The 24,120-nt window shown below is 41.5% G+C and carries 20 protein-coding genes, 6 tRNA genes and 3 rRNA genes; 5 read left to right on the plus strand and 24 right to left on the minus strand.

The annotated features are described in order from the left end of the window. Positions 1 to 40 precede the first annotated feature (40 nt). The 10 genes from RCG25_RS25250 to RCG25_RS25295 form a co-directional block, all read right to left on the minus strand. Positions 41 to 125: transfer RNA gene (locus tag RCG25_RS25250), tRNA-Tyr, on the minus strand. A gap of 19 nt (positions 126 to 144) precedes the next feature. Next, positions 145 to 220 (minus strand) — tRNA-Thr (locus tag RCG25_RS25255). Between the two features lie 18 nt (positions 221 to 238). Then, positions 239 to 314 (minus strand) — tRNA-Val (locus tag RCG25_RS25260). Positions 315 to 318: 4 nt separating this feature from the next. Next, positions 319 to 393: transfer RNA gene (locus RCG25_RS25265), tRNA-Glu, on the minus strand. 20 nt (positions 394 to 413) lie between these two features. Beyond that, a tRNA-Thr gene (locus tag RCG25_RS25270) sits at positions 414 to 486 on the minus strand. Positions 487 to 515: 29 nt separating this feature from the next. Next, positions 516 to 590 (minus strand) — tRNA-Asn (locus RCG25_RS25275). Between the two features lie 14 nt (positions 591 to 604). Beyond that, positions 605 to 721: ribosomal RNA gene (rrf, locus tag RCG25_RS25280) — 5S ribosomal RNA — on the minus strand. Positions 722 to 847: 126 nt separating this feature from the next. Then, positions 848 to 3,781 (minus strand): 23S ribosomal RNA (locus RCG25_RS25285). A 208-nt stretch (positions 3,782 to 3,989) separates the two neighbouring features. Then, positions 3,990 to 5,525 (minus strand): 16S ribosomal RNA (locus RCG25_RS25290). The 16S, 23S and 5S rRNA genes sit together here with 6 tRNA genes alongside, the layout of an rRNA operon. 253 nt (positions 5,526 to 5,778) lie before the next feature. After that, the gene (locus tag RCG25_RS25295) at positions 5,779 to 6,009 is read right to left on the minus strand and encodes a hypothetical protein (RefSeq protein WP_308081533.1); all 231 of its coding nucleotides are present in this window, start codon (positions 6,007 to 6,009) and stop codon (positions 5,779 to 5,781) included. A 136-nt stretch (positions 6,010 to 6,145) separates the two neighbouring features. On the opposite strand from RCG25_RS25295, the gene pdaB reads away from it, so the two are divergent. After that, positions 6,146 to 6,898 (plus strand): polysaccharide deacetylase family sporulation protein PdaB, encoded by a 753-nt coding sequence (pdaB, locus tag RCG25_RS25300; RefSeq protein ID WP_308081534.1) that lies wholly within the window; start codon positions 6,146 to 6,148, stop codon positions 6,896 to 6,898. 32 nt (positions 6,899 to 6,930) lie between these two features. Here the strand turns inward: pdaB and RCG25_RS25305 are convergent, their stop codons facing one another. Next, complete coding sequence (locus tag RCG25_RS25305; protein WP_308081535.1) at positions 6,931 to 7,602, minus strand: KinB-signaling pathway activation protein; 672 nt, start codon at positions 7,600 to 7,602, stop codon at positions 6,931 to 6,933. A gap of 151 nt (positions 7,603 to 7,753) precedes the next feature. Between RCG25_RS25305 and gerD the strand changes: the two genes are divergently transcribed. Further along, on the plus strand, positions 7,754 to 8,389 hold the full coding sequence (gene gerD, locus RCG25_RS25310) for a spore germination lipoprotein GerD (protein ID WP_308081536.1): 636 nt from the start codon (positions 7,754 to 7,756) through the stop codon (positions 8,387 to 8,389). A gap of 55 nt (positions 8,390 to 8,444) precedes the next feature. On the opposite strand, the gene RCG25_RS25315 is transcribed toward gerD, so the two are convergent. From RCG25_RS25315 to RCG25_RS25325, 3 genes are all read right to left on the minus strand, one after another. Beyond that, positions 8,445 to 9,497, minus strand: a complete 1,053-nt coding sequence (locus RCG25_RS25315; protein ID WP_308081537.1) for an Mrp/NBP35 family ATP-binding protein — start codon at positions 9,495 to 9,497, stop codon at positions 8,445 to 8,447. Between the two features lie 143 nt (positions 9,498 to 9,640). Then, positions 9,641 to 10,369, minus strand: coding sequence for an N-acetylmuramoyl-L-alanine amidase CwlD (cwlD, locus tag RCG25_RS25320; protein ID WP_308081538.1), 729 nt, complete (start codon positions 10,367 to 10,369; stop codon positions 9,641 to 9,643). 133 nt (positions 10,370 to 10,502) lie between these two features. Then, complete coding sequence (locus RCG25_RS25325) at positions 10,503 to 10,946, minus strand: YbaK family protein (RefSeq protein ID WP_308081539.1); 444 nt, start codon at positions 10,944 to 10,946, stop codon at positions 10,503 to 10,505. 184 nt (positions 10,947 to 11,130) lie between these two features. Between RCG25_RS25325 and RCG25_RS25330 the strand changes: the two genes are divergently transcribed. Genes RCG25_RS25330 through RCG25_RS25340 form a run of 3 tightly spaced genes read left to right on the plus strand, consistent with a single transcriptional unit; the run spans position 11,131 to position 14,782 of the window. Beyond that, entirely contained in the window at positions 11,131 to 12,618 is a 1,488-nt protein-coding gene (locus tag RCG25_RS25330; RefSeq protein WP_308081540.1) for a spore germination protein, read from the plus strand. A gap of 17 nt (positions 12,619 to 12,635) precedes the next feature. Continuing rightward, positions 12,636 to 13,724, plus strand: coding sequence for a GerAB/ArcD/ProY family transporter (locus RCG25_RS25335; RefSeq protein ID WP_308081541.1), 1,089 nt, complete (start codon positions 12,636 to 12,638; stop codon positions 13,722 to 13,724). Then, positions 13,721 to 14,782 carry a Ger(x)C family spore germination protein gene (locus RCG25_RS25340; RefSeq protein WP_308081542.1) on the plus strand — a complete coding sequence of 354 codons (1,062 nt, stop codon included), beginning with the start codon at positions 13,721 to 13,723 and terminating at the stop codon, positions 14,780 to 14,782. The genes RCG25_RS25335 and RCG25_RS25340 overlap by 4 nt, the downstream gene beginning before the upstream one ends. A 57-nt stretch (positions 14,783 to 14,839) precedes the next feature. Here RCG25_RS25340 and nhaC read toward each other — a convergent pair whose 3' ends face one another. From nhaC to RCG25_RS25390, 10 genes are all read right to left on the minus strand, one after another. Continuing rightward, positions 14,840 to 16,252 (minus strand): Na+/H+ antiporter NhaC, encoded by a 1,413-nt coding sequence (gene nhaC, locus RCG25_RS25345; protein ID WP_308081543.1) that lies wholly within the window; start codon positions 16,250 to 16,252, stop codon positions 14,840 to 14,842. 699 nt (positions 16,253 to 16,951) lie between these two features. Then, entirely contained in the window at positions 16,952 to 17,659 is a 708-nt protein-coding gene (locus tag RCG25_RS25350; RefSeq protein ID WP_308081544.1) for a hypothetical protein, read from the minus strand. 272 nt (positions 17,660 to 17,931) lie between these two features. Further along, on the minus strand, positions 17,932 to 18,324 hold the full coding sequence (gene rpsI, locus RCG25_RS25355) for a 30S ribosomal protein S9 (protein WP_098533175.1): 393 nt from the start codon (positions 18,322 to 18,324) through the stop codon (positions 17,932 to 17,934). 20 nt (positions 18,325 to 18,344) lie between these two features. Next, positions 18,345 to 18,782 (minus strand): 50S ribosomal protein L13, encoded by a 438-nt coding sequence (rplM, locus tag RCG25_RS25360; protein WP_308081545.1) that lies wholly within the window; start codon positions 18,780 to 18,782, stop codon positions 18,345 to 18,347. A gap of 260 nt (positions 18,783 to 19,042) precedes the next feature. After that, on the minus strand, positions 19,043 to 19,780 hold the full coding sequence (gene truA / locus RCG25_RS25365) for a tRNA pseudouridine(38-40) synthase TruA (RefSeq protein ID WP_308081546.1): 738 nt from the start codon (positions 19,778 to 19,780) through the stop codon (positions 19,043 to 19,045). A gap of 12 nt (positions 19,781 to 19,792) precedes the next feature. Next, a complete protein-coding gene (locus RCG25_RS25370) occupies positions 19,793 to 20,590 on the minus strand; it encodes an energy-coupling factor transporter transmembrane component T family protein (protein WP_308081547.1) in 798 nt (265 codons plus the stop codon). Further along, complete coding sequence (locus RCG25_RS25375) at positions 20,587 to 21,456, minus strand: energy-coupling factor ABC transporter ATP-binding protein (protein ID WP_308081548.1); 870 nt, start codon at positions 21,454 to 21,456, stop codon at positions 20,587 to 20,589. The genes RCG25_RS25370 and RCG25_RS25375 overlap by 4 nt, the downstream gene beginning before the upstream one ends. Continuing rightward, a complete protein-coding gene (locus RCG25_RS25380) occupies positions 21,432 to 22,271 on the minus strand; it encodes an energy-coupling factor ABC transporter ATP-binding protein (RefSeq protein ID WP_308081549.1) in 840 nt (279 codons plus the stop codon). The genes RCG25_RS25375 and RCG25_RS25380 overlap by 25 nt, the downstream gene beginning before the upstream one ends. A 361-nt stretch (positions 22,272 to 22,632) precedes the next feature. Further along, positions 22,633 to 22,995, minus strand: a complete 363-nt coding sequence (gene rplQ / locus RCG25_RS25385) for a 50S ribosomal protein L17 (protein ID WP_307282758.1) — start codon at positions 22,993 to 22,995, stop codon at positions 22,633 to 22,635. 54 nt (positions 22,996 to 23,049) lie between these two features. After that, complete coding sequence (locus RCG25_RS25390) at positions 23,050 to 23,994, minus strand: DNA-directed RNA polymerase subunit alpha (protein WP_308081550.1); 945 nt, start codon at positions 23,992 to 23,994, stop codon at positions 23,050 to 23,052. Positions 23,995 to 24,120: the final 126 nt, after the last annotated feature.

The raw sequence follows: 24,120 nt of genomic DNA on the forward strand, positions 1-24,120 counted from the left end.
ATGTTAAATCTAGTTTGTCCAACTTTTTTAAAAATATAAATGGTGGAGGGGGACGGATTCGAACCGCCGAACCCGGAGGGAGCGGATTTACAGTCCGCCGCGTTTAGCCACTTCGCTACCCCTCCATATTTATTTTTAAAAAGATGGTGCCGGCGAGAGGACTTGAACCCCCAACCTACTGATTACAAGTCAGTTGCTCTACCAATTGAGCTACCCCGGCGTAAGATTAGTATAAAAATGGTGGAGGATGACGGGATCGAACCGCCGACCCTCTGCTTGTAAGGCAGATGCTCTCCCAGCTGAGCTAATCCTCCAAAATGGTGACCCCTACGGGATTCGAACCCGTGTTACCGCCGTGAAAGGGCGGTGTCTTAACCGCTTGACCAAGGGGCCGATATTCATAAAAATAGGTAAGCTTCCAAGCGGGCTCGAACCGCTGACCTCTTCCTTACCATGGAAGTGCTCTACCTACTGAGCTATGGAAGCACAGCTGAATTTTCTTGATGACATAAAAATGGCTCCGCAGGTAGGACTCGAACCTACGACCGATCGGTTAACAGCCGATAGCTCTACCACTGAGCTACTGCGGAACAATAAGATAACAGCCTGGCAACGTCCTACTCTCACAGGGACTTTCGTCCCAACTACCATCGGCGCTGAGAAGCTTAACTTCCGTGTTCGGTATGGGAACGGGTGTGACCTTCTCGCCATAATTACCAGACTATTATTTGACACTATTTATTATAATGTCTTTTTTAATTTTTTCAAGAGGAAAAAATTTTTTTCATTCCCTCAAAACTAGATAATGCAGAAGAAGTGTTTGTAAACTACGAGTTCGCTTTAAAAATTGGTTAAGTCCTCGAACGATTAGTATCAGTCAGCTCCACATGTTACCACGCTTCCACCTCTGACCTATCAACCTGATCATCTTTCAGGGTTCTTACTAGCTTGACGCTATGGGAAATCTCATCTTGAGGGGGGCTTCATGCTTAGATGCTTTCAGCACTTATCCCGTCCGCACATAGCTACCCAGCGATGCCTTTGGCAAGACAACTGGTACACCAGCGGTGCGTCCATCCCGGTCCTCTCGTACTAAGGACAGCTCCTCTCAAATTTCCTGCGCCCACGACGGATAGGGACCGAACTGTCTCACGACGTTCTGAACCCAGCTCGCGTACCGCTTTAATGGGCGAACAGCCCAACCCTTGGGACCGACTACAGCCCCAGGATGCGATGAGCCGACATCGAGGTGCCAAACCTCCCCGTCGATGTGGACTCTTGGGGAGATAAGCCTGTTATCCCCGGGGTAGCTTTTATCCGTTGAGCGATGGCCCTTCCATGCGGAACCACCGGATCACTAAGCCCGACTTTCGTCCCTGCTCGACTTGTAGGTCTCGCAGTCAAGCTCCCTTGTGCCTTTACACTCTACGAATGATTTCCAACCATTCTGAGGGAACCTTTGGGCGCCTCCGTTACTCTTTAGGAGGCGACCGCCCCAGTCAAACTGCCCACCTGACACTGTCTCCCACCCCGATAAGGGGTGCGGGTTAGAATTTCAATACAGCCAGGGTAGTATCCCACCGACGCCTCCACCGAAGCTAGCGCTCCGGTTTCTCAGGCTCCTACCTATCCTGTACAAGCTGTACCAAAATTCAATATCAGGCTACAGTAAAGCTCCACGGGGTCTTTCCGTCCTGTCGCGGGTAACCTGCATCTTCACAGGTACTATAATTTCACCGAGTCTCTCGTTGAGACAGTGCCCAGATCGTTACGCCTTTCGTGCGGGTCGGAACTTACCCGACAAGGAATTTCGCTACCTTAGGACCGTTATAGTTACGGCCGCCGTTTACTGGGGCTTCGATTCAGAGCTTCGCTTTTAAGGCTAACCCCTCCTCTTAACCTTCCAGCACCGGGCAGGCGTCAGCCCCTATACTTCGCCTTGCGGCTTCGCAGAGACCTGTGTTTTTGCTAAACAGTCGCCTGGGCCTATTCACTGCGGCTCTTCGAGGCTATTCACCTCAAAAAGCACCCCTTCTCCCGAAGTTACGGGGTCATTTTGCCGAGTTCCTTAACGAGAGTTCTCTCGCTCACCTTAGGATTCTCTCCTCGCCTACCTGTGTCGGTTTGCGGTACGGGCACCTTTTATCTCGCTAGAGGCTTTTCTTGGCAGTGTGGAATCAGGAACTTCGGTACTAAATTTCCCTCGCTATCACAGCTCAGCCTTTACGGAAAGCGGATTTCCTACTTTCCAGCCTAACTGCTTAGACGCGCATATCCAACAGCGCGCTTACCCTATCCTCCTGCGTCCCCCATCACTCAAACGATAAAGAGGTGGTACAGGAATATCAACCTGTTGTCCATCGCCTACGCCTTTCGGCCTCGGCTTAGGTCCCGACTAACCCTGAGCGGACGAGCCTTCCTCAGGAAACCTTAGGCATACGGTGGATGAGATTCTCACTCATCTTTCGCTACTCATACCGGCATTCTCACTTCTAAGCGCTCCACCAGTCCTTACGGTCTAGCTTCAACGCCCTTAGAACGCTCTCCTACCACTGACATCTAAGATGTCAATCCACAGCTTCGGTGTTACGTTTAGCCCCGGTACATTTTCGGCGCAGAGTCACTCGACCAGTGAGCTATTACGCACTCTTTAAATGGTGGCTGCTTCTAAGCCAACATCCTGGTTGTCTAAGCAACTCCACATCCTTTTCCACTTAACGTAAACTTTGGGACCTTAGCTGGTGGTCTGGGCTGTTTCCCTTTTGACTACGGATCTTATCACTCGCAGTCTGACTCCCACGGATAAGTCTTTGGCATTCGGAGTTTGTCTGAATTCGGTAACCCGATGAGGGCCCTAGTCCAAACAGTGCTCTACCTCCAAGACTCTAACTACGTGAGGCTAGCCCTAAAGCTATTTCGGAGAGAACCAGCTATCTCCAAGTTCGATTGGAATTTCTCCGCTACCCACACCTCATCCCCGCACTTTTCAACGTGCGTGGGTTCGGGCCTCCATCCAGTGTTACCTGGACTTCACCCTGGACATGGGTAGATCACCTGGTTTCGGGTCTACGACCACATACTCAATCGCCCTATTCAGACTCGCTTTCGCTGCGGCTCCGTCTCTTCAACTTAACCTTGCATGGGATCGTAACTCGCCGGTTCATTCTACAAAAGGCACGCTATCACCCATTAACGGGCTCTAACTACTTGTAGGCACACGGTTTCAGGAACTATTTCACTCCCCTTCCGGGTGCTTTTCACCTTTCCCTCACGGTACTGGTTCACTATCGGTCACTAGGGAGTATTTAGCCTTGGGAGATGGTCCTCCCTGCTTCCGACCGGATTTCTCGTGTCCGGCCGTACTCAGGATCCACTCAGGAGGGAACGAAGTTTCGACTACAGGGTTTTTACCTTCTCTGACGGGCCTTTCCAGGCCGCTTCATCTACCCCGTTCCTTTGTAACTCCATGTTGAGTGTCCTACAACCCCAAGAGGCAAGCCTCTTGGTTTGGGCTATGTCCCGTTTCGCTCGCCGCTACTCAGGGAATCGCGTTTGCTTTCTCTTCCTCCGGGTACTTAGATGTTTCAGTTCCCCGGGTATGCCTTCAATACCCTATGTATTCAGGTAAAGATACTGTTCCATTACGAACAGTGGGTTCCCCCATTCGGAAATCTCCGGATCAAAGCTTACTTACAGCTCCCCGAAGCATATCGGTGTTAGTCCCGTCCTTCATCGGCTCCTAGTGCCAAGGCATTCACCGTGCGCCCTTTCTAACTTAACCTGAAAGGTTTGTTTCTCTTAATTTAATAAGAGAGAAAACTAAAATGGCGATTACTCGATGTATTTACTTGACTTCTTCATTACGATTATCTAGTTTTCAAAGAACGATTAAAAAAGCTTTGAGAGATTGCACTCTCAAAACTAAACAAACAAGAAACAATCAAACAAACATGTTTTGTCTGGCTCATACGTCCAGCTTATATCCTTAGAAAGGAGGTGATCCAGCCGCACCTTCCGATACGGCTACCTTGTTACGACTTCACCCCAATCATCTGTCCCACCTTAGGCGGCTGGCTCCTTACGGTTACCCCACCGACTTCGGGTGTTACAAACTCTCGTGGTGTGACGGGCGGTGTGTACAAGGCCCGGGAACGTATTCACCGCGGCATGCTGATCCGCGATTACTAGCGATTCCGGCTTCATGTAGGCGAGTTGCAGCCTACAATCCGAACTGAGAATGGTTTTATGGGATTGGCTAAACCTCGCGGTCTTGCAGCCCTTTGTACCATCCATTGTAGCACGTGTGTAGCCCAGGTCATAAGGGGCATGATGATTTGACGTCATCCCCACCTTCCTCCGGTTTGTCACCGGCAGTCACCTTAGAGTGCCCAACTGAATGCTGGCAACTAAGATCAAGGGTTGCGCTCGTTGCGGGACTTAACCCAACATCTCACGACACGAGCTGACGACAACCATGCACCACCTGTCACTCTGTCCCCGAAGGGGAACGTCCTATCTCTAGGAGTGTCAGAGGATGTCAAGACCTGGTAAGGTTCTTCGCGTTGCTTCGAATTAAACCACATGCTCCACCGCTTGTGCGGGCCCCCGTCAATTCCTTTGAGTTTCAGCCTTGCGGCCGTACTCCCCAGGCGGAGTGCTTAATGCGTTAGCTGCAGCACTAAGGGGCGGAAACCCCCTAACACTTAGCACTCATCGTTTACGGCGTGGACTACCAGGGTATCTAATCCTGTTTGCTCCCCACGCTTTCGCGCCTCAGCGTCAGTTACAGACCAGAAAGCCGCCTTCGCCACTGGTGTTCCTCCACATCTCTACGCATTTCACCGCTACACGTGGAATTCCGCTTTCCTCTTCTGCACTCAAGTCCCCAGTTTCCAATGACCCTCCACGGTTGAGCCGTGGGCTTTCACATCAGACTTAAAGGACCGCCTGCGCGCGCTTTACGCCCAATAATTCCGGACAACGCTTGCCACCTACGTATTACCGCGGCTGCTGGCACGTAGTTAGCCGTGGCTTTCTGGTTAGGTACCGTCAAGGTACCGGCAGTTACTCCGGTACTTGTTCTTCCCTAACAACAGAGCTTTACGACCCGAAGGCCTTCATCGCTCACGCGGCGTTGCTCCATCAGACTTTCGTCCATTGTGGAAGATTCCCTACTGCTGCCTCCCGTAGGAGTCTGGGCCGTGTCTCAGTCCCAGTGTGGCCGATCACCCTCTCAGGTCGGCTACGCATCGTCGCCTTGGTGAGCCGTTACCTCACCAACTAGCTAATGCGCCGCGGGCCCATCTGTAAGTGACAGCCGAAACCGTCTTTCAGCTTTTCCTCATGTGAGGAAAAGGATTATCCGGTATTAGCTCCGGTTTCCCGAAGTTATCCCAGTCTTACAGGCAGGTTGCCCACGTGTTACTCACCCGTCCGCCGCTAACCACCGAAGTGGTTCGCTCGACTTGCATGTATTAGGCACGCCGCCAGCGTTCGTCCTGAGCCAGGATCAAACTCTCCAAGAAAGTTGATTAGCTCATTTTGTTACGTTGGCTTAGTTTCATAAGAAACTAATAATTTTTGTTTGTTGACGTTTTTGTTTGTTTAGTTTTCAAAGGACAATTTCGTCATCGCCCAAAAGCGACTTTATTAATATATCATCTGCAAAACATCATGTCAACAACTTTTTAAATCTCAGTAAGTTGTTTTTATGTCAGCAGCGACGTTTATTAATATACCAAGGCCGCATATAATTGTCAACGGTATTTATAAAAAAATCTATCCTTTTTTTCTATCTTTCTTTCCTCTCCTCATATATTTCAAACATTCATGTGGTGAGGCCACTCGTCTAAACAATGTAAACAATACTTTATATCTCTCTTCCATTGCTCTTTTTACAATATGATCAATTCGCTCATCTCTTAAATCAAATAGAATTTCATCCATTTCTCTTTTAATAAGGTATTCCATTTCCTTTACTTCTTTTTCATTGATCAGAAGACCAAACATCGAATAACCTCCAGCAAATAATCTAGTTATAGTAGTCTTTTCCAATTTATGTGATTTTATAAACGAATTTTTAATCATATTTTCAAAAAAACAAGCATAGGTTGAGACAAGGATGGTATTGGACGAGGTGGGAAGGATGAATTTCTTTTTTGTATTGAATGGGAAGTCTTTAAAAAATGTATCATTGGTATTAATTGCAGCCTTTTTTACTGCTTGGTTTCTTTATATGGAAAACCATGCACAAATTCCCGTTTTTTCAACGAAAGATGGCCCCAAAGCAGTCTATCGAGGGGAAAGGGATTTAGCTTTAACCTTTAATATCGGCTGGGGTGATGAAAAGGCAGAGCCAATTTTAGACACGTTAAAGAAAGAAAATGTGAAATCAGCTACCTTTTTCTTAGCAGGTTCTTGGGCAGAAAGACACCCCGACCTAGTTAGTCGGATTGTGAAAGAAGGATATGAAATTGGGATTCTTGGATACAATTATGAAGAGTATACCGAATTAGAGGATGTGAAGATTGCTAAGGATATATCTAAAGCACAAGAAGTCTTCACAAAATTAAATGTAAAAAGCATCAAACTGTTGCGTTCCCCAACTGGGCACTTTGATGAACGTACTTTAAAAATTGCCAAGAGATATGGCTACACAGTCGTTCATTGGAGTGTTGATTCAAAGGATTGGCAAAATCCAGGTGTATCTACTATCGTCGAAAATACAAAAAAAGCGAAGAAGGGGGATATCATTCTTCTTCATGCATCAGATTCCGCCAAACAAACTGCGAAAGCACTGCCGCTCATTTTAACGGATATTCGTCAAAAAGGATTAAAATTTGTTTCCGTAACAGAAATGATTGCAAACGGTGAAGCCCGTTCAAAAGAAATAAGGTAAAAAAAATTTACAGAAAAAAACCGCCCATTTAATTAATTGGACGGTTTTATTTTTTTATTTTTCACATTAGGACTAGCTGTTTTTGCACGGTTTTGACGTTCTTGTGCAGATTGTGTATTTAATTTATGAAGAATTAATAGCTGATACGCATTACATGCCATTAAAGCAAACATCATGAGATAGAGCCAGCTTCTTTCGTTTACCCGAAGAACAGGAACCCACTCAACTAGGGTAACCACAATCATAAAGAAAAGAGCAGGAATAAATGCCTCCCGACTGGTCTGTTTCGTTTTATACCAAGCAACGATTAGACCAAGCACTAAAAGAATGAGGGCAGGGCCAAAATAAGGTAAGACTGAATCCCCTTGTTTAGCAAAATTATCGTATCGTAAATAGATCAAATCAAATAGAGCAAAAAGAATAAGTACCATTTGAACCGCATTCCAAAGAGATGCGGATTTAAAAATCCCTAAACCAAAACGATGAACCGTTAAATAAGCAAAAAAGCCCATTTGACTTATAACACTAAAAAGAAAGCCCATAACAATTAACCAAATTAAGGTTGATAAAATATCAATGATTCTAAGTTCAACAAAATAAGGCTGAAATTCATTCCAGCGAACAATAAAACCCACAATAGCCGTTGTGATCCCGCCTATTAATAATGTGGTCATAAAAAGTCTTACCCAATTACGGCTCGTCACACTATAAACCTCCATATTACAAAAAATGAATACCATACTGATTGTACCAAGCTAATTTTGAAAAATCCATAATTTCATTTACATACGAATAATCTCTTGCCTTTTACTTCATTCTAAAATTAAGGAATCTTATGTGAAAGGAGCTTTAATTATGAAAACAAAAAGTATGTTGCTCCTCCTACCTATCATGTTGTTCCTAACAAGCTGTTCTTCTGGTGAATCAAGTAGCGGAGGGCAAATTGATTACGAACAAACGAAAAAAATGGTTGTCGATATTTTAAAGACAGATGATGGTAAGAAGGCAATTCAAGATGTAATGGCAGACGATAAAATGAAAGAAAAGTTGGTTATGGACCAAAAAGTGGTCTCTGACACCATTGAACAAACACTTACCTCCGATAAAGCAACAGACTTTTGGAAAAAAACCTTCAGTGACCCTAAATTTGCTAAAGGTGTAGCCAAGAATATGAGAAGCGAAAATGAAAAGTTGCTTAAGGATTTAATGAATGACCCGGAATATCGTGGCATGATGATTCAAGTCTTCAAGGAACCGGAAATTCAAAAAGAAATGGCAGACGCATTGAAAAGCAAGGAATACCGGGCACACCTTCAGTCAGTCATTTCAGAGACGATAGAAAGTCCGCTGTTTAAAGCTAAAATGCAAGAGCTACTCTTAAAAGCAGCAGAAGAAACACAAGGAAAATCCAGTTCAAAGCAAGGAGGAGGCCAATCTAGTGGCGAACAAAGCTCTGGGGGTGGTCAAAGCGGAACTGGCGGCGGACAATAAAGAGTAACAACCATAATAATAAAGCCTCTTCGTTCAAAACGAAGAGGCTTTATTATTATTTTTTCAGCAAGTTAGTCACTTTTTCAGCAATTTCTAAATAAATTTTTCCGATTTGGTGATCTTCTTGGTAGACGGATGGAGCAAAATCCGCATCATTCCAGTCCGGCTGATTTAACGGCAGTCTTCCAAGGACTTCTGTATTCAATTCATCGGCTAATTTGTCACCGCCGCCTTGCCCAAACACATATTCTTTTTCACCTGTTAGCTTACTTTCGAAATAAGCCATATTTTCAATTACCCCAAGCACCTCGTGTTCAGTTCGGATCGCCATCGCTCCCGCACGTGCAGCTACAAAGGCCGCTGTTGGATGTGGAGTCGTCACGATAATTTCTTTACAAGCAGGCAGCATAGTGTGTACATCTAATGCAACATCCCCTGTACCCGGTGGTAAATCTAGCAGTAAATAATCAATTTCTCCCCATTCCACTTCATTAAAGAAACTATTCAGCATTTTCCCTAACATAGGACCACGCCAAATAATTGGGGCATTATCTTCCACAAAGAATCCCATCGAAATGACTTGAACACCAAGGCGTTCTACAGGGATAATTTTTTCTCCCCTTACAACCGGTCTTTTTGTAATTCCCATCATATCAGGTACACTGAACCCATAAATATCAGCATCAATAAGACCCACTTTTTTGCCTAGACGAGCTAAAGCTACAGCTAGGTTTACTGATACAGTCGATTTCCCTACTCCACCCTTACCACTGGCAATGGCAATAAAAGTCGTATTATTTGAATGAAGCAGATTTTTTTCTTTTTCTGGTTCTTTATTGCGATGCTGCGCTAATACTTCTTCAGGTAGTTGATTGAAACGTATTCCAACAGTTGCTGCTCCTGCTTCTTTTAAAAGATTGACAATTTGTGTTTGCAACTGTAACTGTTCAGACGTCCCTGTTCTTGCAATGGCTATTTTCACGCTAACGTGATTTTTCTCTTCTTTTATTTTAATTTCTTCAATTGCATGTAATTCAGCTAATGTTTTATGTAAAAATGGCTCTTTAAGGCTGCCAAGAACCTCCTGGATCTTTACCTCTGTTAACATGAAAAGCACCTCACCTTATGAATTCGTTTCCATCTTTCAGTATACCATAATCATGTCAGGATACAGTTAAATGAATCACACGTACTACCCATTAAAACACAGAAAAGTATATAAACAAAAAAAAGGGATGGAAGAATCCCCCATCATCCTTCATCAATTTCTTTAATTTCTTTTTCATTAGTAAAATAACGCATAATTCCTTTATAAATAGAAATCGCTACTTTTTCCTGATAGGAATCCTTTTTTAACATCGCTTTTTCACCAGGATTTGAAAGAAAGCCGACCTCCACTAGTGCTCCAGGTTTTTTTGCATTTTTTAAAATATATACTTGGTTCAAAGGTTTTGCTTTTCGGTTTGTATTTTCTAAATTCTTGCGTAGCTCTTCTTGAATAAATTTAGCTGCCCTTGCATTCTCTTGATGATGTGGTGCATAGAAGGTTTGAGCTCCGCTCCATCTGGAGGACGGTATGGCATTTAAATGGATACTTACAAAGAGATCATTATCAGTTTTATTAATCATCTTTAATCTTTTTTTCAAGTCTTCCACTTTTCTTCTACTATACCCTTTTGTATCAGAATCGGCTAAATCAGTATCCGTTTCCCGCGTCATAATAACGAGGGCTCCTTGCTGTTGGAGATAATCCCTTACTTTTAAGGTGATTTCTAATGCTATGTCCTTTTCAAGGGTTTTCCCTGTTCCTGCTCCACCATCCGGGCCTCCATGGCCTGCATCTAACAAAATAATTTTACCCGACAACGGAAGATTCCACGTATTCCACGAATCGTCCTCTATAAAGTCATGTTGTAAAATGAGAAACAAAACAAGCAAACCTGCAATAAAACTTATGATTTTTATTCTTCGCTTCGACACCCAAATCATCCTTCCCGCTCGTCCCTGTTCAATAAACTATATGGGACAAGAGGGAAAAATAGAACAGAAGAAAGCGTTAAGCAGAAGTGCACTTTATGCTCTTTGCACCCCTGCCACTATCAAATGTTCCATTTTAATGAAGGCGGAGTTTATGACGCCTTTGACCCTTTTCAAACCCTTCTCTCCACCAAACATGTATATACTGTTCACACAGATAATAAAGCGATTCACTCATCGTACCTTCTTCGCCATTTCCCCAATAAAGTAAAAAGTTGTATAACGTATCAATTAGGTGTTTCTCTTCTTTATAACACCTCAGACGCACTGCTTCTAAATCCTCGCCGTAATAACCAAATTTGCTGAACTTTGCCCCTAATAGGAAGGCCTCTAAAGCTACATCATAGCAAGCTTCTTCTATACCTGTATTCATGACAAAACTGGAGGCAATTTTTGTTGAACCAAAGTATTGTTTTACTCTTTCTTTTAACGTATTGATGGATAAGTCCCGAAGTACGGAACGCTCATATTTAATCTGTTTTTCACGTTTTTTTTCTTTAAAGGTAGTAATAACAGTCACTTCAATTTCACCTCTTAAAACTATTCTTTATCCCTTGTTCATAAGAAATGCAAAGACACTATTACCAATTTTTTTAAGTAAGTGAACAGGACAAAATTCAATAACTACAAATGGACGATTACATAAACCTTCCACTTAAGGAAATACTAATCTAAATGTATAAATACGGCGGTGAAATGTCCTCATGAACTGGTTTACTAAAAAAAAGATACAACATAATGAACGAGAAACATTAGAAAATTACCTCCAACGATCGAATGATTATACAAAAGTTCATTATATAAACCAAGCTACTAATTGCCGATTTTCTTTTTCCTTTATATCTACACTCATTGACGAGAGCATTTTACAGGAAAATGTCCTTCCCTATCTACTTGAAAAACCATTTGAAAAGATTGAAGAAGTTAAGAAGCTCATTCCTCTTGCGGACGTGCAGGTAAGTAATGATGAGAGCCTTATAGAACAGAAATTGTTTAATGGTTATGTACTTTTAACGCTTGATTCAGACCCAGGTCATTTTGCCTTCCTGGCTGCGCAAAAAGAAATTGTCCGCAGTATTACACAGCCTGAGGTTGAGTTTAGTGTCATTGGACCAAAGGAAGCTTTTGTTGAGTCTCTCGAACAAAATGTTAACTTGATTCGTAAACGACTGCCTGTAAAAGAATTAATAAGTGAAGAGTTAACACTAGGCACTCTATCGAAAACAAAAATTTCGGTTATGTATTTAGACGGAATCGCTGACCCGGATAATATCCAAGAAGTGATGAAACGGTTAAAGGATGTTGACTTTGATGCGATAACCGATAGTTCTTATATTGTTCAATTAATCTCTGATAATAAAAATTCCCCCTTTCCGCAGCTTCTCGATACCGAGCGGCCAGACCGGGTAACTGCCATCTTGGCAGAGGGGAAAATTGCCATATTTGTTGATGGGTCTCCGCATGCGCTGATCACCCCAACAACGCTCGTTGAATTTTTCAGTTCTTTTGAAGATTACTTTTTAAATTGGATGTTATCCTCATTCTTTCGATTAATTCGGCTTTTCGCCGTTGCCTTTTCTATTTTGATTACACCAGTTTATGTAGCGACTTTGTCTTATCATTATGAACTGATTCCAAAGGATTTAATGAATACGTTAGTTACGTCTCGCCGAGAAATACCGCTTCCTCCTATATTGGAAGCTCTGTTTTTAGAGCTAACCATCGAGCTGCTACGTGAGGCAGGAGCTCGTCTTCCTACCAAGGTCGGTCAGACAATCGGTATCGTGGGCGGGATCGTAATCGGGACTGCTTCCGTTGAAGCAGGTCTGACAAGTAATGTTCTCTTAATTATCGTTGCTCTTGCGGCACTGGCATCTTTTACGACCCCTGTGTATAAAATGGGCAACGCCATTCGATTACTCCGCTTTCCATTTTTATTTTTTGCCGAGCTGTGGGGCCTCTTAGGTATCGTTTTTTGTTTTTGTCTGTTAATGGCACATTTAATTAGGCTAACTTCCCTTAATAGACCCTTTTTAGAACCGATCTATCCACCAAGAATGACGGACTTAAAGGATTCTATTATTAGGCTCCCATTCTCAAAGCAATCCTTAAGACCACAGACTTTAAGGACTCAAAACCCCGTTCGTTTTACTCCTAGAAAAAAAGTGAAAAAAGGAGATATTGACGAATAGAACGTGGAGGAAATGCTATGGAACAATTAGTGCCGGAAAAAGCAAAAGTATCGCCTTTTTTAGTTTTCTTTCTCGTCCATTCAATGCAGGTGGGCATAGGCGTTCTTGGCTTTCAACGCATTATCGCCTTAACAGCAGGATATGATGCATGGATGTCGGTAATTTTTGCAGGTTTAAGCATTCATATCATCATATGGATGATGTATAAAATACTTGAGACAGTCGATGGTGATATCGTTACTGCCCATTCATTTGTTTTCGGGAAGAAAATAGGGAAACTCCTATCTCTTCCCTTTGTCCTTTATTTTTTGATGATTGCCTTAACCCTTCTAAGAACATTTATTGAAGTCGTCCAAGTATGGATGTTCCAAGATATGAGCACCTTTTGGTATTCTTTTGCTTTTTGTGGATTAGCCATATATATAGTCTTCGGAGGTTTTCGAACAGTCACAGGGGTGGCTTTCTTTGGAGTCGTCCTCCCTGCCTACTTAGTCTTAACTTTTTTCTTTACGATTCCTTATGCAGATGTACAAAATTTACTTCCTATTTTTGATCACTCCGTTAAGGATTTGGCAATGGCATCTTATCAAATGTCCCTTACCTTTCTTGGCTATGAAGTGCTTTTATTTTTCTATCCATTTATTAAAGATCCACAAAAATCGAAAAAATGGGCTCACATTGGAGTGCTGTACACAACTTTTCTTTATACACTGCTAACTATAGTAACATTTACATATTTTTCAGAAGGCCAGCTTCAAAAGAATATTTGGGCCACCTTGACAGTGTGGAAAGTGGTAGAAATGCCCTTTGTTGAAAGATTTGAATATATTGGAATTGCCAATTGGAATATCATTATCCTCCCTAATTTCTGCATTGCCCTATGGTGCGGTAGTCGAATTATTAAAAGAGTAACCCACGTGAAACAAAAATATGGTGTTCTCTTTTTAGCATTGATGACTTTAACTCTAATTAATTTTTTCAAGACACGGGAACAAATAAATACCCTTATCGACTATACAGGTAAAATAGCTTTTTTCCTTAATTACGGATATATTCCATTGCTCTTTTTTCTTGTGTTAATTGTAAAGAAGGTGAAGAAAAAGTGAATAAACTCCTTGCCTTTTTTATTGTAACGATTAGTCTTACTGGATGCGTTCGGAAAGAGATCTTAGATGATGTGAATCTAGAAACTGGCAGTGCCTATGATTTTATTGATAATCAAATACGGGGGACAGCCTTAGTACCTGTATACATGCCTGATAAGTCGGTAGAGAATAAGACCTTTAGCGCCTCTTCTAGTCTAAGCAGAGATTTTTTAAGAGATGTACAGCGTCAATCGTCGGATCCTCTCGTAACAGGTTCCCTTAAGGTAGTCCTTTTTGGAGAAAAGCTTGCAAAAGAAAAAGGAATTTTGGCTCTGATTGATTCTTTTCAACGGGACCCCAGTATTGGTGCTGGTCTTTACCTTTCTGTGACTGAAGGAGAAGCAAAAAATATTATTGAAGGGAAATATGGAAAAAGAGGTAATGCCGTCTATCTATCTAACCTAATTCGCCATAATATGAAGTCGAAAGATTTGCCTAAAACAAATCTACAGCGGTTTCTATCTGATTTTCACCAAAAGGGTAAATCCCCCTATCTGCCACAAATTCGTTCGTTGAGTGATGACCAAATTGAAATTAGCGGCATGAGCTTTTTTAGATATGGTCGTGTGGTAGAAACCATACCAGCGGCTGAGATGTTCTATTTCAAGCTCTTAGTGGACAACTATAGTGAAGGAACCTTAAAGGTAACCGTTGATAAACAAATAGCTTCCGTTGAAAGTATTCGCTCAAAATTCAAGATGAAACTTGCATCAAGAAATCCCTATACAGTAAATGTGGACATTAAAGTGAAAGCCATATTAAACGAATACACTGGGCCTAGTTTAAAACCAAAAGATTTAAAGAATATTGAAAGTAAAGTTGAAAAGGATATTGAAACAGAATGTCTTAAATTAATAAAAGCGTTCCAGGATAAGAAAATTGATCCCGTAGGATTTGGCCATTTTATTAAAAGTAGAACACGACACTTCAATTTTAAAAAGTGGGACACTGACTATCAATATTTAAAAGTCAATGTTCATGCAGATGTAAGCATTGTGGAATCAGGGGTAATTGAATAAATAAACTAAGCTAAAAAGAGACTCCCAGCCACATCAATTGCTAGGAGTCTCTTTTAGTTAATTCAAATTGCGACTATTGGAATAGATTTTAGCAGGCTTCGGAAGCGTAATCCCAGTAAAACCGTAAAAAACCGTGAGTAGCGGTGAAAATAAGCAAAACAACGCAAATGGAAAATATTCTGTAACGGAAACCCCAAGGACTGAGGCTAAAAATACACCGCATACACTCCACGGTACGAGCGGATTAACAACTGTCCCCGCATCTTCAAGTACCCGTGAAAGATGCCTTGGTTCCAAGCCTGCTTTTTTGAAATGCTCTTTAAATGCGTTTCCAGGCAAAAGAATAGATAAGTATTGCTCACCAAGGATAAAATTTACTGCAATCGCCATTCCGGCCGTTGCACTGATCAATATGGACACACGGTTTAATAGGGAATTGATCATGGATAAAACCGCTGGTATAATTCCTAATCTGAACAGCAGGCCTCCCATACTCAGTGCAAGCAGAATAACTGATATGCTAAACATCATACTTTCCATTCCGCCCCGTGTCAGAATTGAATCAACTTCCTTTATCCCACTTTCAGATTTGTAACCAGAGTAAAGCAGGTCTAAAAATCCTTTACCGCCCAATCCTCCCTTAATCCACAACGAGATAATAAGAGCTGATAAAATGCCCGCGGAAAGCGTTGCAATGGCAGGGACCTTTTTAGCAGCCAAAATGGCAAGGATTATGAATGGTAATAGTGAATACCAGTGCACTAGGCTCATATCTAGTAAAGTATTCTTAATAACTGTAATTTGTTGAATGCTCCTTGCTGTTTCCGTTGGAGATAGAACCAGATACACTAATAATGAAAGAATAAAAGCAGGGATGGTCGTCCATGCCATATTTTTTATATGTTCAAATAGATCAGCTCCTGCAACACTGGATGCAAGGTTTGTTGTATCGGATAAAGGTGACATTTTATCACCGAAGAATGCACCTGATACTACTGCCCCTGCCGTGATCACAGGCGAAATTCCTAGTGCAGTGCTTGCAGAAACAAAAGCGACTCCTACTGTTGCAGCAGTGGTTAAAGAGCTACCTATACTGAGACCTATAATGGAAGTTACGACAAAAACAATGGCATAGTAAAATCTCCCTGATACTAAGTCAACCGCAATATAAATAAATGTTGGAATGGTACCGCTGGCCATCCAACTGCTTATCAGCATCCCAATAAAAAAGAAAATCATAACAGCTGCGATGCCTGATTTAGCTCCATTAACCATGGCTTCTTCCAAATCTTTAAAGCTTATTTTTTTAAATACGCCATATCCCAGTAATAGAGCTATGCCTGAAATTATCGCTAGGTGCGGGACCACCTGAAGGCTAATGATCAAATACCCAACCAGCCCCATTAAAGCCGCTATAATCAACATGGCTTCAGCTGGTTTGATGGTTAATACTTTTTGTTCTGGTTCCATAGAAAATTTCCTCCTAGTAAATATATAAATGAACGCAAAAAGGCCCCTCCGTCTAGGGACGAAAGGACTCCGCGTTACCACCCTAATTGGCAAGGTTAAATCTTGTACACCTTGCCCTCTTAAAAAGTATGCCCGTATATAACAGCTGTACTTCAAAATGGTCACTGCCCAGATTTTCACCCTCCATCTGGTCTCTATTTGCTGCTCATGACATTTCTACTAAAACTGTAGGCGTGTTATTCACTATATCACTAAAACGCTTTTAAGCGTTAAAGTATATGTGTAAATAATATACCCCGCCATTCTTTGTTTGTCAAAAGGTTTTTAAACATAATAAAAAAGACTCCCAACCAAATTGGTTGAGAGTCTTTAAACATTCAGGGGAAAATCATTTATTTTTTAATCCACTTGAATTGATAAGGAGCCAGTTCTACTTTTAATTCAACGAATTCCTGACTCCAAAGGTCGTAGCCTTCTAACGCAAGCTTGACCTCAATTTGTTTTATTTGTCGACATCTATTCGGAATTTGTCGATATTTCCCGGGAATTTGTTAAAAATTGGAAAAACAGTTGATGCGCTAGGTTAAATATCATCTCGCATATCGACTTCTTTTTCTATTAAAGAAGATAGCTCTGGGGATTTATTTGAATGTTATATCGCCCGGCGATACGAACAAAAAAAAGCCTTTAACAGGCATATTATTTTCCGAATATGGAGAAAAGCCACGCCCATTTTTCTTTAGGCTGTTGTATCGCTTCTTCTAAACGTTTATTAAAACCATTTTGTGAAATCCATTCTTTTTTCTGTTCGTCCCGCATATTTTGTATTTCCTTTTGTAAGAAATCGCTTATTTGTTGCTCCTGTTGCAACAATGTTTCGTAATGGGTTATTTGTTGTTCAGTTAATTTCTCAATTTTAGCATGAGTTTTTTGTGCAGAATTTCCAATATTAGAACTTATAACATGGTGATCTTGCTGGAGCCGGGAAATCTGTGTTTTAAGCTGAGACATATCGTTTGTCAGTTGAACATTTATTTCACGTGTGGCTGCGAGTTCATTGGCTAAAATCATTAAGATCTCTTCCAATTGTTTGGGGTCTTGGGGTAAATTACCATATGTACCGGATATAGCAATCTCAGTTTCATTGAGTCCTTCTAAACATTCTTTTTGTTTATATACTATGTCTTTAGCCGTTTCGTCTAGGGGCTTGTCCGTATCGCGTAATGCTATAAGAGCTTCGATGTCAGATTGTACAAAAATACGCCGATCTCCATCTTTCAAAAACTCATATCCATTTCGCTCTAAGATTTGGCCATACTTTCGAACAGTGGGTGTTGCAATTCCTAATTTTTCTGCCACTTCTTTGGAAGAGAAAGCTTGTTCATTAGGTTGTATATCACGTCGCATATCGCACCTCCTTTTTATTAAATATGAACGTTTTTAAATGTATTTGCAAGGGTCATATCACCTAGCGATACGCAATACAAAAAAAGAGAGGGGTTTCGGCGAGCCTCCTCGGAGAAAAGCGTCTGCGGGGTCTCCCCTGAACCATACTCCCACAGGAGTCTTCGTGCCTTCCGCTCCAATCAACAGGGTGTAAAGGCAACACTGATCTTTAACACAACCAATAAAAAAGACTCCCAGCCAAATGGTTGAGAGTCTTTGAGTGTTCGCAAAAATTAACGTTTTGAGAACTGAGGCGCACGACGAGCACCTTTAAGACCGTATTTCTTACGCTCTTTCATACGTGCATCACGAGTTAATAAACCTGCGCGCTTTAATGTTGGACGGAACTCAGGGTCAGCTTGAAGTAATGCGCGAGCAATACCGTGGCGGATTGCGCCAGCTTGACCAGTGTATCCACCGCCGCTTACGTTTACAAGAACATCATAGCTGCCTACAGTTTCAGTAGCTACTAATGGTTGTCTTACAACAACACGTAAAGCTTCAAATGGGATATAATCTTCGATTTCACGACCGTTAACTACAATTTTACCTGTGCCTGGAACTAGACGCACACGTGCGACTGAGCTCTTACGGCGACCAGTACCGATATATTGAACTTGTGCCAAGTTAATTCCCTCCCTTTAAATTATCCGCGAAGTTCGTAAACTTCAGGTTTTTGTGCTTGGTGCGGATGTTCGCTACCAGCATATACGTGTAATTTTTTAATTATTTGACGGCCAAGAGAATTCTTTGGAAGCATACCTTTAACAGCAAGCTCGATCATTTTCTCAGCATAGTTTGTACGCATTTCAAGAGCAGTTCTTTGCTTTAAACCACCAGGATGCATGCTGTGACGGTAGTAAATCTTGTCAGTTAATTTCTTTCCTGTTAGTTCTACTTTAGATGCATTAAGAATGATTACATTATCACCAGTGTCAACATGTGGTGTAAAAGTTGGTTTGTTTTTACCACGTAGAATTGATGCTACTTCAGAAGCAAGACGTCCAAGAGTTTTGCCCTCAGCATCAATCACGTACCATTTACGCTCGATATTGTTGGCATTTGCCATAAACGTTGTACGCATGAGTTTCCCTCCTAATTTAAATCCATTAAAGATTATTTTTTCGCACCTTCATAAAGCAGTTAATGTTTATTCTGTTCCGGGAATCAACACTAATGCCCTTGTGCGCTTAAGTTTTCTAATTCATATATTTTCAATCACGATGAAGACTTTCCGGGGCTTAATCGTGGGATTAAAAACACACACATATAATATAATAAATACTTTAGGTCTATATGTCAAGGGGATGTTACACCTGGTTGGGTTGTTTTATTAAAAAGTTATTAATAAAAAACCTCCCATAGGTAAAGTCCGTGCGCTGGAGCCGTTTTTCCTGCCAGGCGGCGATCTTTTTTTTCTAGAATCGCAGGGATGTCTTCAGGGTCTCGTTCACTTGCCCCTACTTCAAGCAAAGTACCTACCAAAATACGAACCATATTATACAAAAAACCGTTTCCGACAAAGCGAATCGTAAGCTGGTCATCTTCCAGCAAAAAATCAATTGCTTTAACGGTTCGTATTTTATCTGCTACTTCTGTTCTTGCAGAACAAAAGCTAGTAAAGTCATGGGTGCCAAGGATATATTTACTTGCTTTCCTCATAGCTTCTAAATTGAGACGATAGGGGTACCGATAGGCAAAGACCCTCTGAAAAGGATCCCTTTTTGAAGATAAGTGCAGCACATAGCGATACTCTTTCCCTATCGCATCAAACCGGGAATGAAAACCGTCGTTCACTTTTTTAACCGAAAGAATTGAAATATCCTGCGGCAGCATCGAATTTAGTGCGATTTCCCAACGATCCTCAGCAATAGGCAAGGGAGAATCAAAATGAATTACCTGTCCCTTGGCATGAACGCCTGCATCTGTTCGTCCAGAGCCTGCAACCTTCACAGAGGTGCCCTTATGCATTTTTGCTAAGACAGCTTCTATTTCTCGTTGTACAGTCCTCTTATTTGGTTGTACTTGATACCCGGAGAAACCCGAGCCATCATAGGATATAATGCATTTGTATCTTTGCATGGTTTCGCTCCATTATGAACGTAATAAGATTAAAAAGATGGTTAAAACACCTAAGAGTACTAATTGCAATGAATCGCCCAATTGCCAATCCAGCTGCCTGTATTTTGTTCTTCCTTCGCCACCGCGATATCCTCTTGCTTCCATCGCTATAGCCAGTTCTTCAGCACGTTTAAAGGCGCTGACAAACAACGGAATAAGAAGCGGGATGACTGCCTTAATCCGCTCCATAAAAGGCCCACTTGAAAACTCAACGCCACGGGCCATTTGAGCCTTCATGATTTTGTCTGTTTCCTGCATTAATGTTGGGATGAAACGTAAGGAAATAGACATCATTAAAGCCATTTCATGGACAGGAAAATGTACCTTTTTTAATGGATGTAAAAGAGTTTCTAGTCCATCTGTAATTTCAATAGGAGTGGTTGTTAAAGTCAACAACGAAGTCATTAAAATTAAGAAGAAGAAGCGTAAAGAAATAAAGATCCCCTGTCTGACACCTTCTTCGTATATTTTAATCGGTCCCCAATGATACAAAAGGTCACCTTGTTTCGTAAAGAACAATTGTAAGGCTAAGGTAAAGAGCACAAGCCATAGAACTGGTTTCAGCCCAATATATAAGAAACGAACAGGAATACGGGCCAAACCAAGCATGAAAAAGGTATAAATCCCTATAAGTGCATAAGTAACTGCATTATTTGCTAAGAAGATAACACATACAAATAAAAAGATAACCAGTAATTTAGATCGAGGGTCCATTTTGTGGATAAGAGAATCAGCAGGAACATAGCGGCCAAAAATCATTTTCTCCATCATGAGCGGACACCTCTTTTTAACGCTTCAGTAACTGCTTCTGACAACTCATCTATTGATAAATACATTTTATCGAGTTTAATACCCATCTTCTCTTCAAGCTTTAGCTGGAAACGAACCACTTCTGGAACATCTAATCCCATTTGTACCAACTGGGCAGGCGCAGAGAAGATTTCTTCTGGTGTTCCTTTATTTACTACTTTCCCTTGTTGCATGATGACAATCTGGTCTGCATATCTAGCCGCATCTTCCATACTATGTGTAACTAAAATAGTGGATAGATTTCTTTCCTCGTGAAGTGTATAAAACATATCCATAATTTCTTTCCGGCCGCGTGGGTCAAGTCCTGCGGTAGGTTCATCTAGCACAATAACATCTGGTTCCATGGCCAACACACCAGCGATCGCGACTCGACGCATTTGTCCACCAGATAGATCAAATGGAGATTTTTCTAATACCTCTTCCCCAAGTCCTACCTGTTTCAAGGCAAGGCGCGCCCGCTTTTTTGCCTCAGTTTCAGAAACACCAAAATTAAGCGGGCCAAAAATAATATCCTTTTCTACTGTTTCTTCAAAAAGCTGATGTTCCGGAAATTGAAAAACGATGCCTACCTTTTGCCGTACTTGTTTTAAATTCTTATTTTTTTGCTGTGCTCTAATTTCATGTTCCCCAATCTTAACCGTTCCATTAGTTGGTTGTAAAATGGCATTTAAGTGCTGTAGAACCGTTGACTTGCCAGAACCAGTATGACCGATTATTGCCAAGTATGTTCCCGATGGAATATCGATAGATACATCCTCAATCGCTAGATGTTCAAAAGGAGTGTTTGCTTGATAACGGTATTCTATATGTTTAAGCGAGATGTCCATAGCTCTGTCACCAACTCTTCTTCCGATAAATAATGCTTGGATAGGTCAATCCCTTTTTGACGAAAAGCTTTGCTCATTTTAACCGAGAAAGGAATATCCAATCCTAATTGAATCAACTGCTCGTCCATTGAAAAAATCTCTTCAGGTACGCCTTCACGAAAGACCTCACCTTTATTCATAACAATAATGCGATCTGCTTTTGCTGCCTCTTCTAGGTCATGGGTTATAGAAATAACAGTTAAAGACTTTTCTTCTTTTAATACTCTAACCGTCTCTAAAACCTCCTCACGACCTCTTGGATCAAGCATGGAGGTAGCCTCATCTAGAATAATAATAGAAGGTCTTAAGGCAAATATGCCAGCAATCGCTACACGCTGCTTCTGTCCACCTGAAAGATGGTGGGGCTCTTGATATAGAAATTTATCCATTTTCACTTTCTTCAATGAATCTTCCACACGTTGGACCATTTCATCTCTAGGTATGCCATGATTTTCTAGACCAAAAGCCACATCATCCTGTACAGTTGTACCAACAAATTGGTTATCGGGATTTTGAAATACCATCCCTAATTTTTTACGGACATCCCAAATCGTTTCTTCATTCAAACCTATGCCGCATACCGTGATCTCGCCCTCTTGTGGGAATTGTAACCCATTAAGGAGCTTTGCCATAGTAGACTTACCTGAGCCATTATGACCGACGATGGCCAGCCATTCACCTTCATAGATATCGAATGTAACATTATTAAGTGCGTAGCGTTCTTGTCCTTCATATTGAAAGGAAACTCCCTTAAGTGAAACAATTGATTCATTCATTGTAATTCCTCCTCTCGACTAACATACTAAACTAAGCTCTACTAAGACAATATTTTTACATATAAAAAAAGCCTGCACCTCGTCCCCGGGCAGCAATTACTACGGCTGCAAAAAAGGAATTTCGATAAAGAAATGGGAGGAGGTGCATGAGCTAGACGAGACGTGAAAAAGAAAACAAAAGTGAATATGAATCGTTTTCAATCCCAGGTGTATTAAACCCTTCATGCTCCTACACGTAGGAGTCACGCTCATCATAACACTCGCTTGGCTTGGGTTGAACAATATATTCTCTTACAGAAAAAGGGCAAAGAACAAGTTTGTTTGTAAACTGTCCAGCGCCCTTGTTGTCTGTTAAAAGGTATTAAACTAACTCGATAATAACCATTGGTGCACCGTCACCGCGGCGAGGTCCAAGTTTCATAATACGAGTATATCCACCTTGACGCTCTTGATAACGTGGAGCGATATCAGCGAAAAGTTTTTGAACAGCATCTTGACCATTTTCAGCATTAGCAACTTCATTACGAACGTAAGAAGCAGCTTGACGACGAGCATGTAAATCGCCGCGTTTACCTAAAGTGATCATCTTTTCAACAGTCACACGAAGTTCTTTCGCGCGAGTTTCTGTTGTTTCGATGCGCTCGTTGATAATTAAATCTGTAGTTAAATCACGTAGCATAGCTTTACGCTGTGCACTTGTGCGTCCTAACTTTCTGTATGCCATGAAGGGTTCCCTCCTTTGTTGAAGTCATTAAGCGGATCGTAAGCAGCGTTTGAACTAGTCGTCCTTACGCAAGCCTAATCCAAGCTCTTCTAGTTTCGCCTTCACTTCTTCGAGTGATTTGCGGCCTAAGTTACGAACCTTCATCATATCTTCTTCAGTCTTATTAGCTAATTCCTGAACAGTGTTGATTCCAGCACGCTTTAAGCAGTTATAAGAACGAACAGAAAGGTCTAGTTCTTCAATAGTCATTTCAAGAACTTTTTCTTTTTGATCTTCTTCTTTTTCAATCATGATTTCAGCATTTTGAGCTTCATCAGTTAACCCAACGAAAATGTTCAAATGCTCGGTCAAAATTTTCGAACCAAGAGCAATCGCTTCTTTTGGCCCAGTGCTTCCATCTGTCCAAACATCTAGCGTTAGCTTATCAAAATTTGTCATTTGACCTACGCGGGTATTTTCTACCTGATAGGACACACGAGAAACTGGTGTAAAGATTGAGTCAATTGGAATCACACCAATTGGCTGATCTTCTCTCTTGTTCAGTTCAGCCGGTGTATAACCACGACCGCGTCTTGCAGTTAAGCGCATGCGAAGATGACCATTTGAAGCTAATGTAGCAATATGAAGGTCTGGATTTAAGATTTCAACATCACTATCATGAGTGATATTGCTAGCTTTAACAGGTCCTTCACCCTGAACATCAATCTCAAGTGTTTTTTCTTCGTCAGAGTAGATTTTTAAAGCTAATTTCTTAATGTTTAAAATGATGGATGTTACATCCTCTACGACGCCTTCAATTGTTGAGAACTCATGAAGTACCCCATCGACCTGAATCGATGTAACAGCGGCACCTGGGAGTGAAGATAATAGGATACGACGTAAGGAGTTACCCAAAGTGGTACCATATCCACGCTCAAGTGGCTCTACGACGAACTTCCCGTACTTGGCATCATCGTTGATCTCAACCGTTTCGATTTTTGGTTTTTCTATTTCGATCATCAAATAACCCTCCTTCAAAACGTCGAAACCTCAACTAGTTTTATTTACTAATTGAAATTCCCCCATGTATACGTTCCCGTTTTGTGCACAACAACTGGAATAAATTCTCTGTATGAACTTCAAAAA

Source organism: Neobacillus sp. PS2-9, assembly GCF_030915525.1.
GTDB lineage: Bacteria > Bacillota > Bacilli > Bacillales > Cytobacillaceae > Neobacillus.

Excerpts from the sequence above, each read along its gene's own strand:
- RCG25_RS25295 (WP_308081533.1), bottom strand. The coding sequence starts at position 6,009 with ATGTTTGGTCTTCTGATCAATGAAAAAGAAGTAAAGGAAATGGAATAC.
- pdaB (WP_308081534.1), top strand. The coding sequence starts at position 6,146 with ATGAATTTCTTTTTTGTATTGAATGGGAAGTCTTTAAAAAATGTATCA.
- gerD (WP_308081536.1), top strand. The coding sequence starts at position 7,754 with ATGAAAACAAAAAGTATGTTGCTCCTCCTACCTATCATGTTGTTCCTA.
- RCG25_RS25315 (WP_308081537.1), bottom strand. The coding sequence starts at position 9,497 with ATGTTAACAGAGGTAAAGATCCAGGAGGTTCTTGGCAGCCTTAAAGAG.
- RCG25_RS25330 (WP_308081540.1), top strand. The coding sequence starts at position 11,131 with ATGAACTGGTTTACTAAAAAAAAGATACAACATAATGAACGAGAAACA.
- RCG25_RS25335 (WP_308081541.1), top strand. The coding sequence starts at position 12,636 with ATGGAACAATTAGTGCCGGAAAAAGCAAAAGTATCGCCTTTTTTAGTT.
- nhaC (WP_308081543.1), bottom strand. The coding sequence starts at position 16,252 with ATGGAACCAGAACAAAAAGTATTAACCATCAAACCAGCTGAAGCCATG.
- RCG25_RS25350 (WP_308081544.1), bottom strand. The coding sequence starts at position 17,659 with ATGCGACGTGATATACAACCTAATGAACAAGCTTTCTCTTCCAAAGAA.
- rplM (WP_308081545.1), bottom strand. The coding sequence starts at position 18,782 with ATGCGTACAACGTTTATGGCAAATGCCAACAATATCGAGCGTAAATGG.
- truA (WP_308081546.1), bottom strand. The coding sequence starts at position 19,780 with ATGCAAAGATACAAATGCATTATATCCTATGATGGCTCGGGTTTCTCC.
- RCG25_RS25370 (WP_308081547.1), bottom strand. The coding sequence starts at position 20,590 with ATGATGGAGAAAATGATTTTTGGCCGCTATGTTCCTGCTGATTCTCTT.
- RCG25_RS25375 (WP_308081548.1), bottom strand. The coding sequence starts at position 21,456 with ATGGACATCTCGCTTAAACATATAGAATACCGTTATCAAGCAAACACT.
- RCG25_RS25380 (WP_308081549.1), bottom strand. The coding sequence starts at position 22,271 with ATGAATGAATCAATTGTTTCACTTAAGGGAGTTTCCTTTCAATATGAA.
- rplQ (WP_307282758.1), bottom strand. The coding sequence starts at position 22,995 with ATGGCATACAGAAAGTTAGGACGCACAAGTGCACAGCGTAAAGCTATG.
- RCG25_RS25390 (WP_308081550.1), bottom strand. The coding sequence starts at position 23,994 with ATGATCGAAATAGAAAAACCAAAAATCGAAACGGTTGAGATCAACGAT.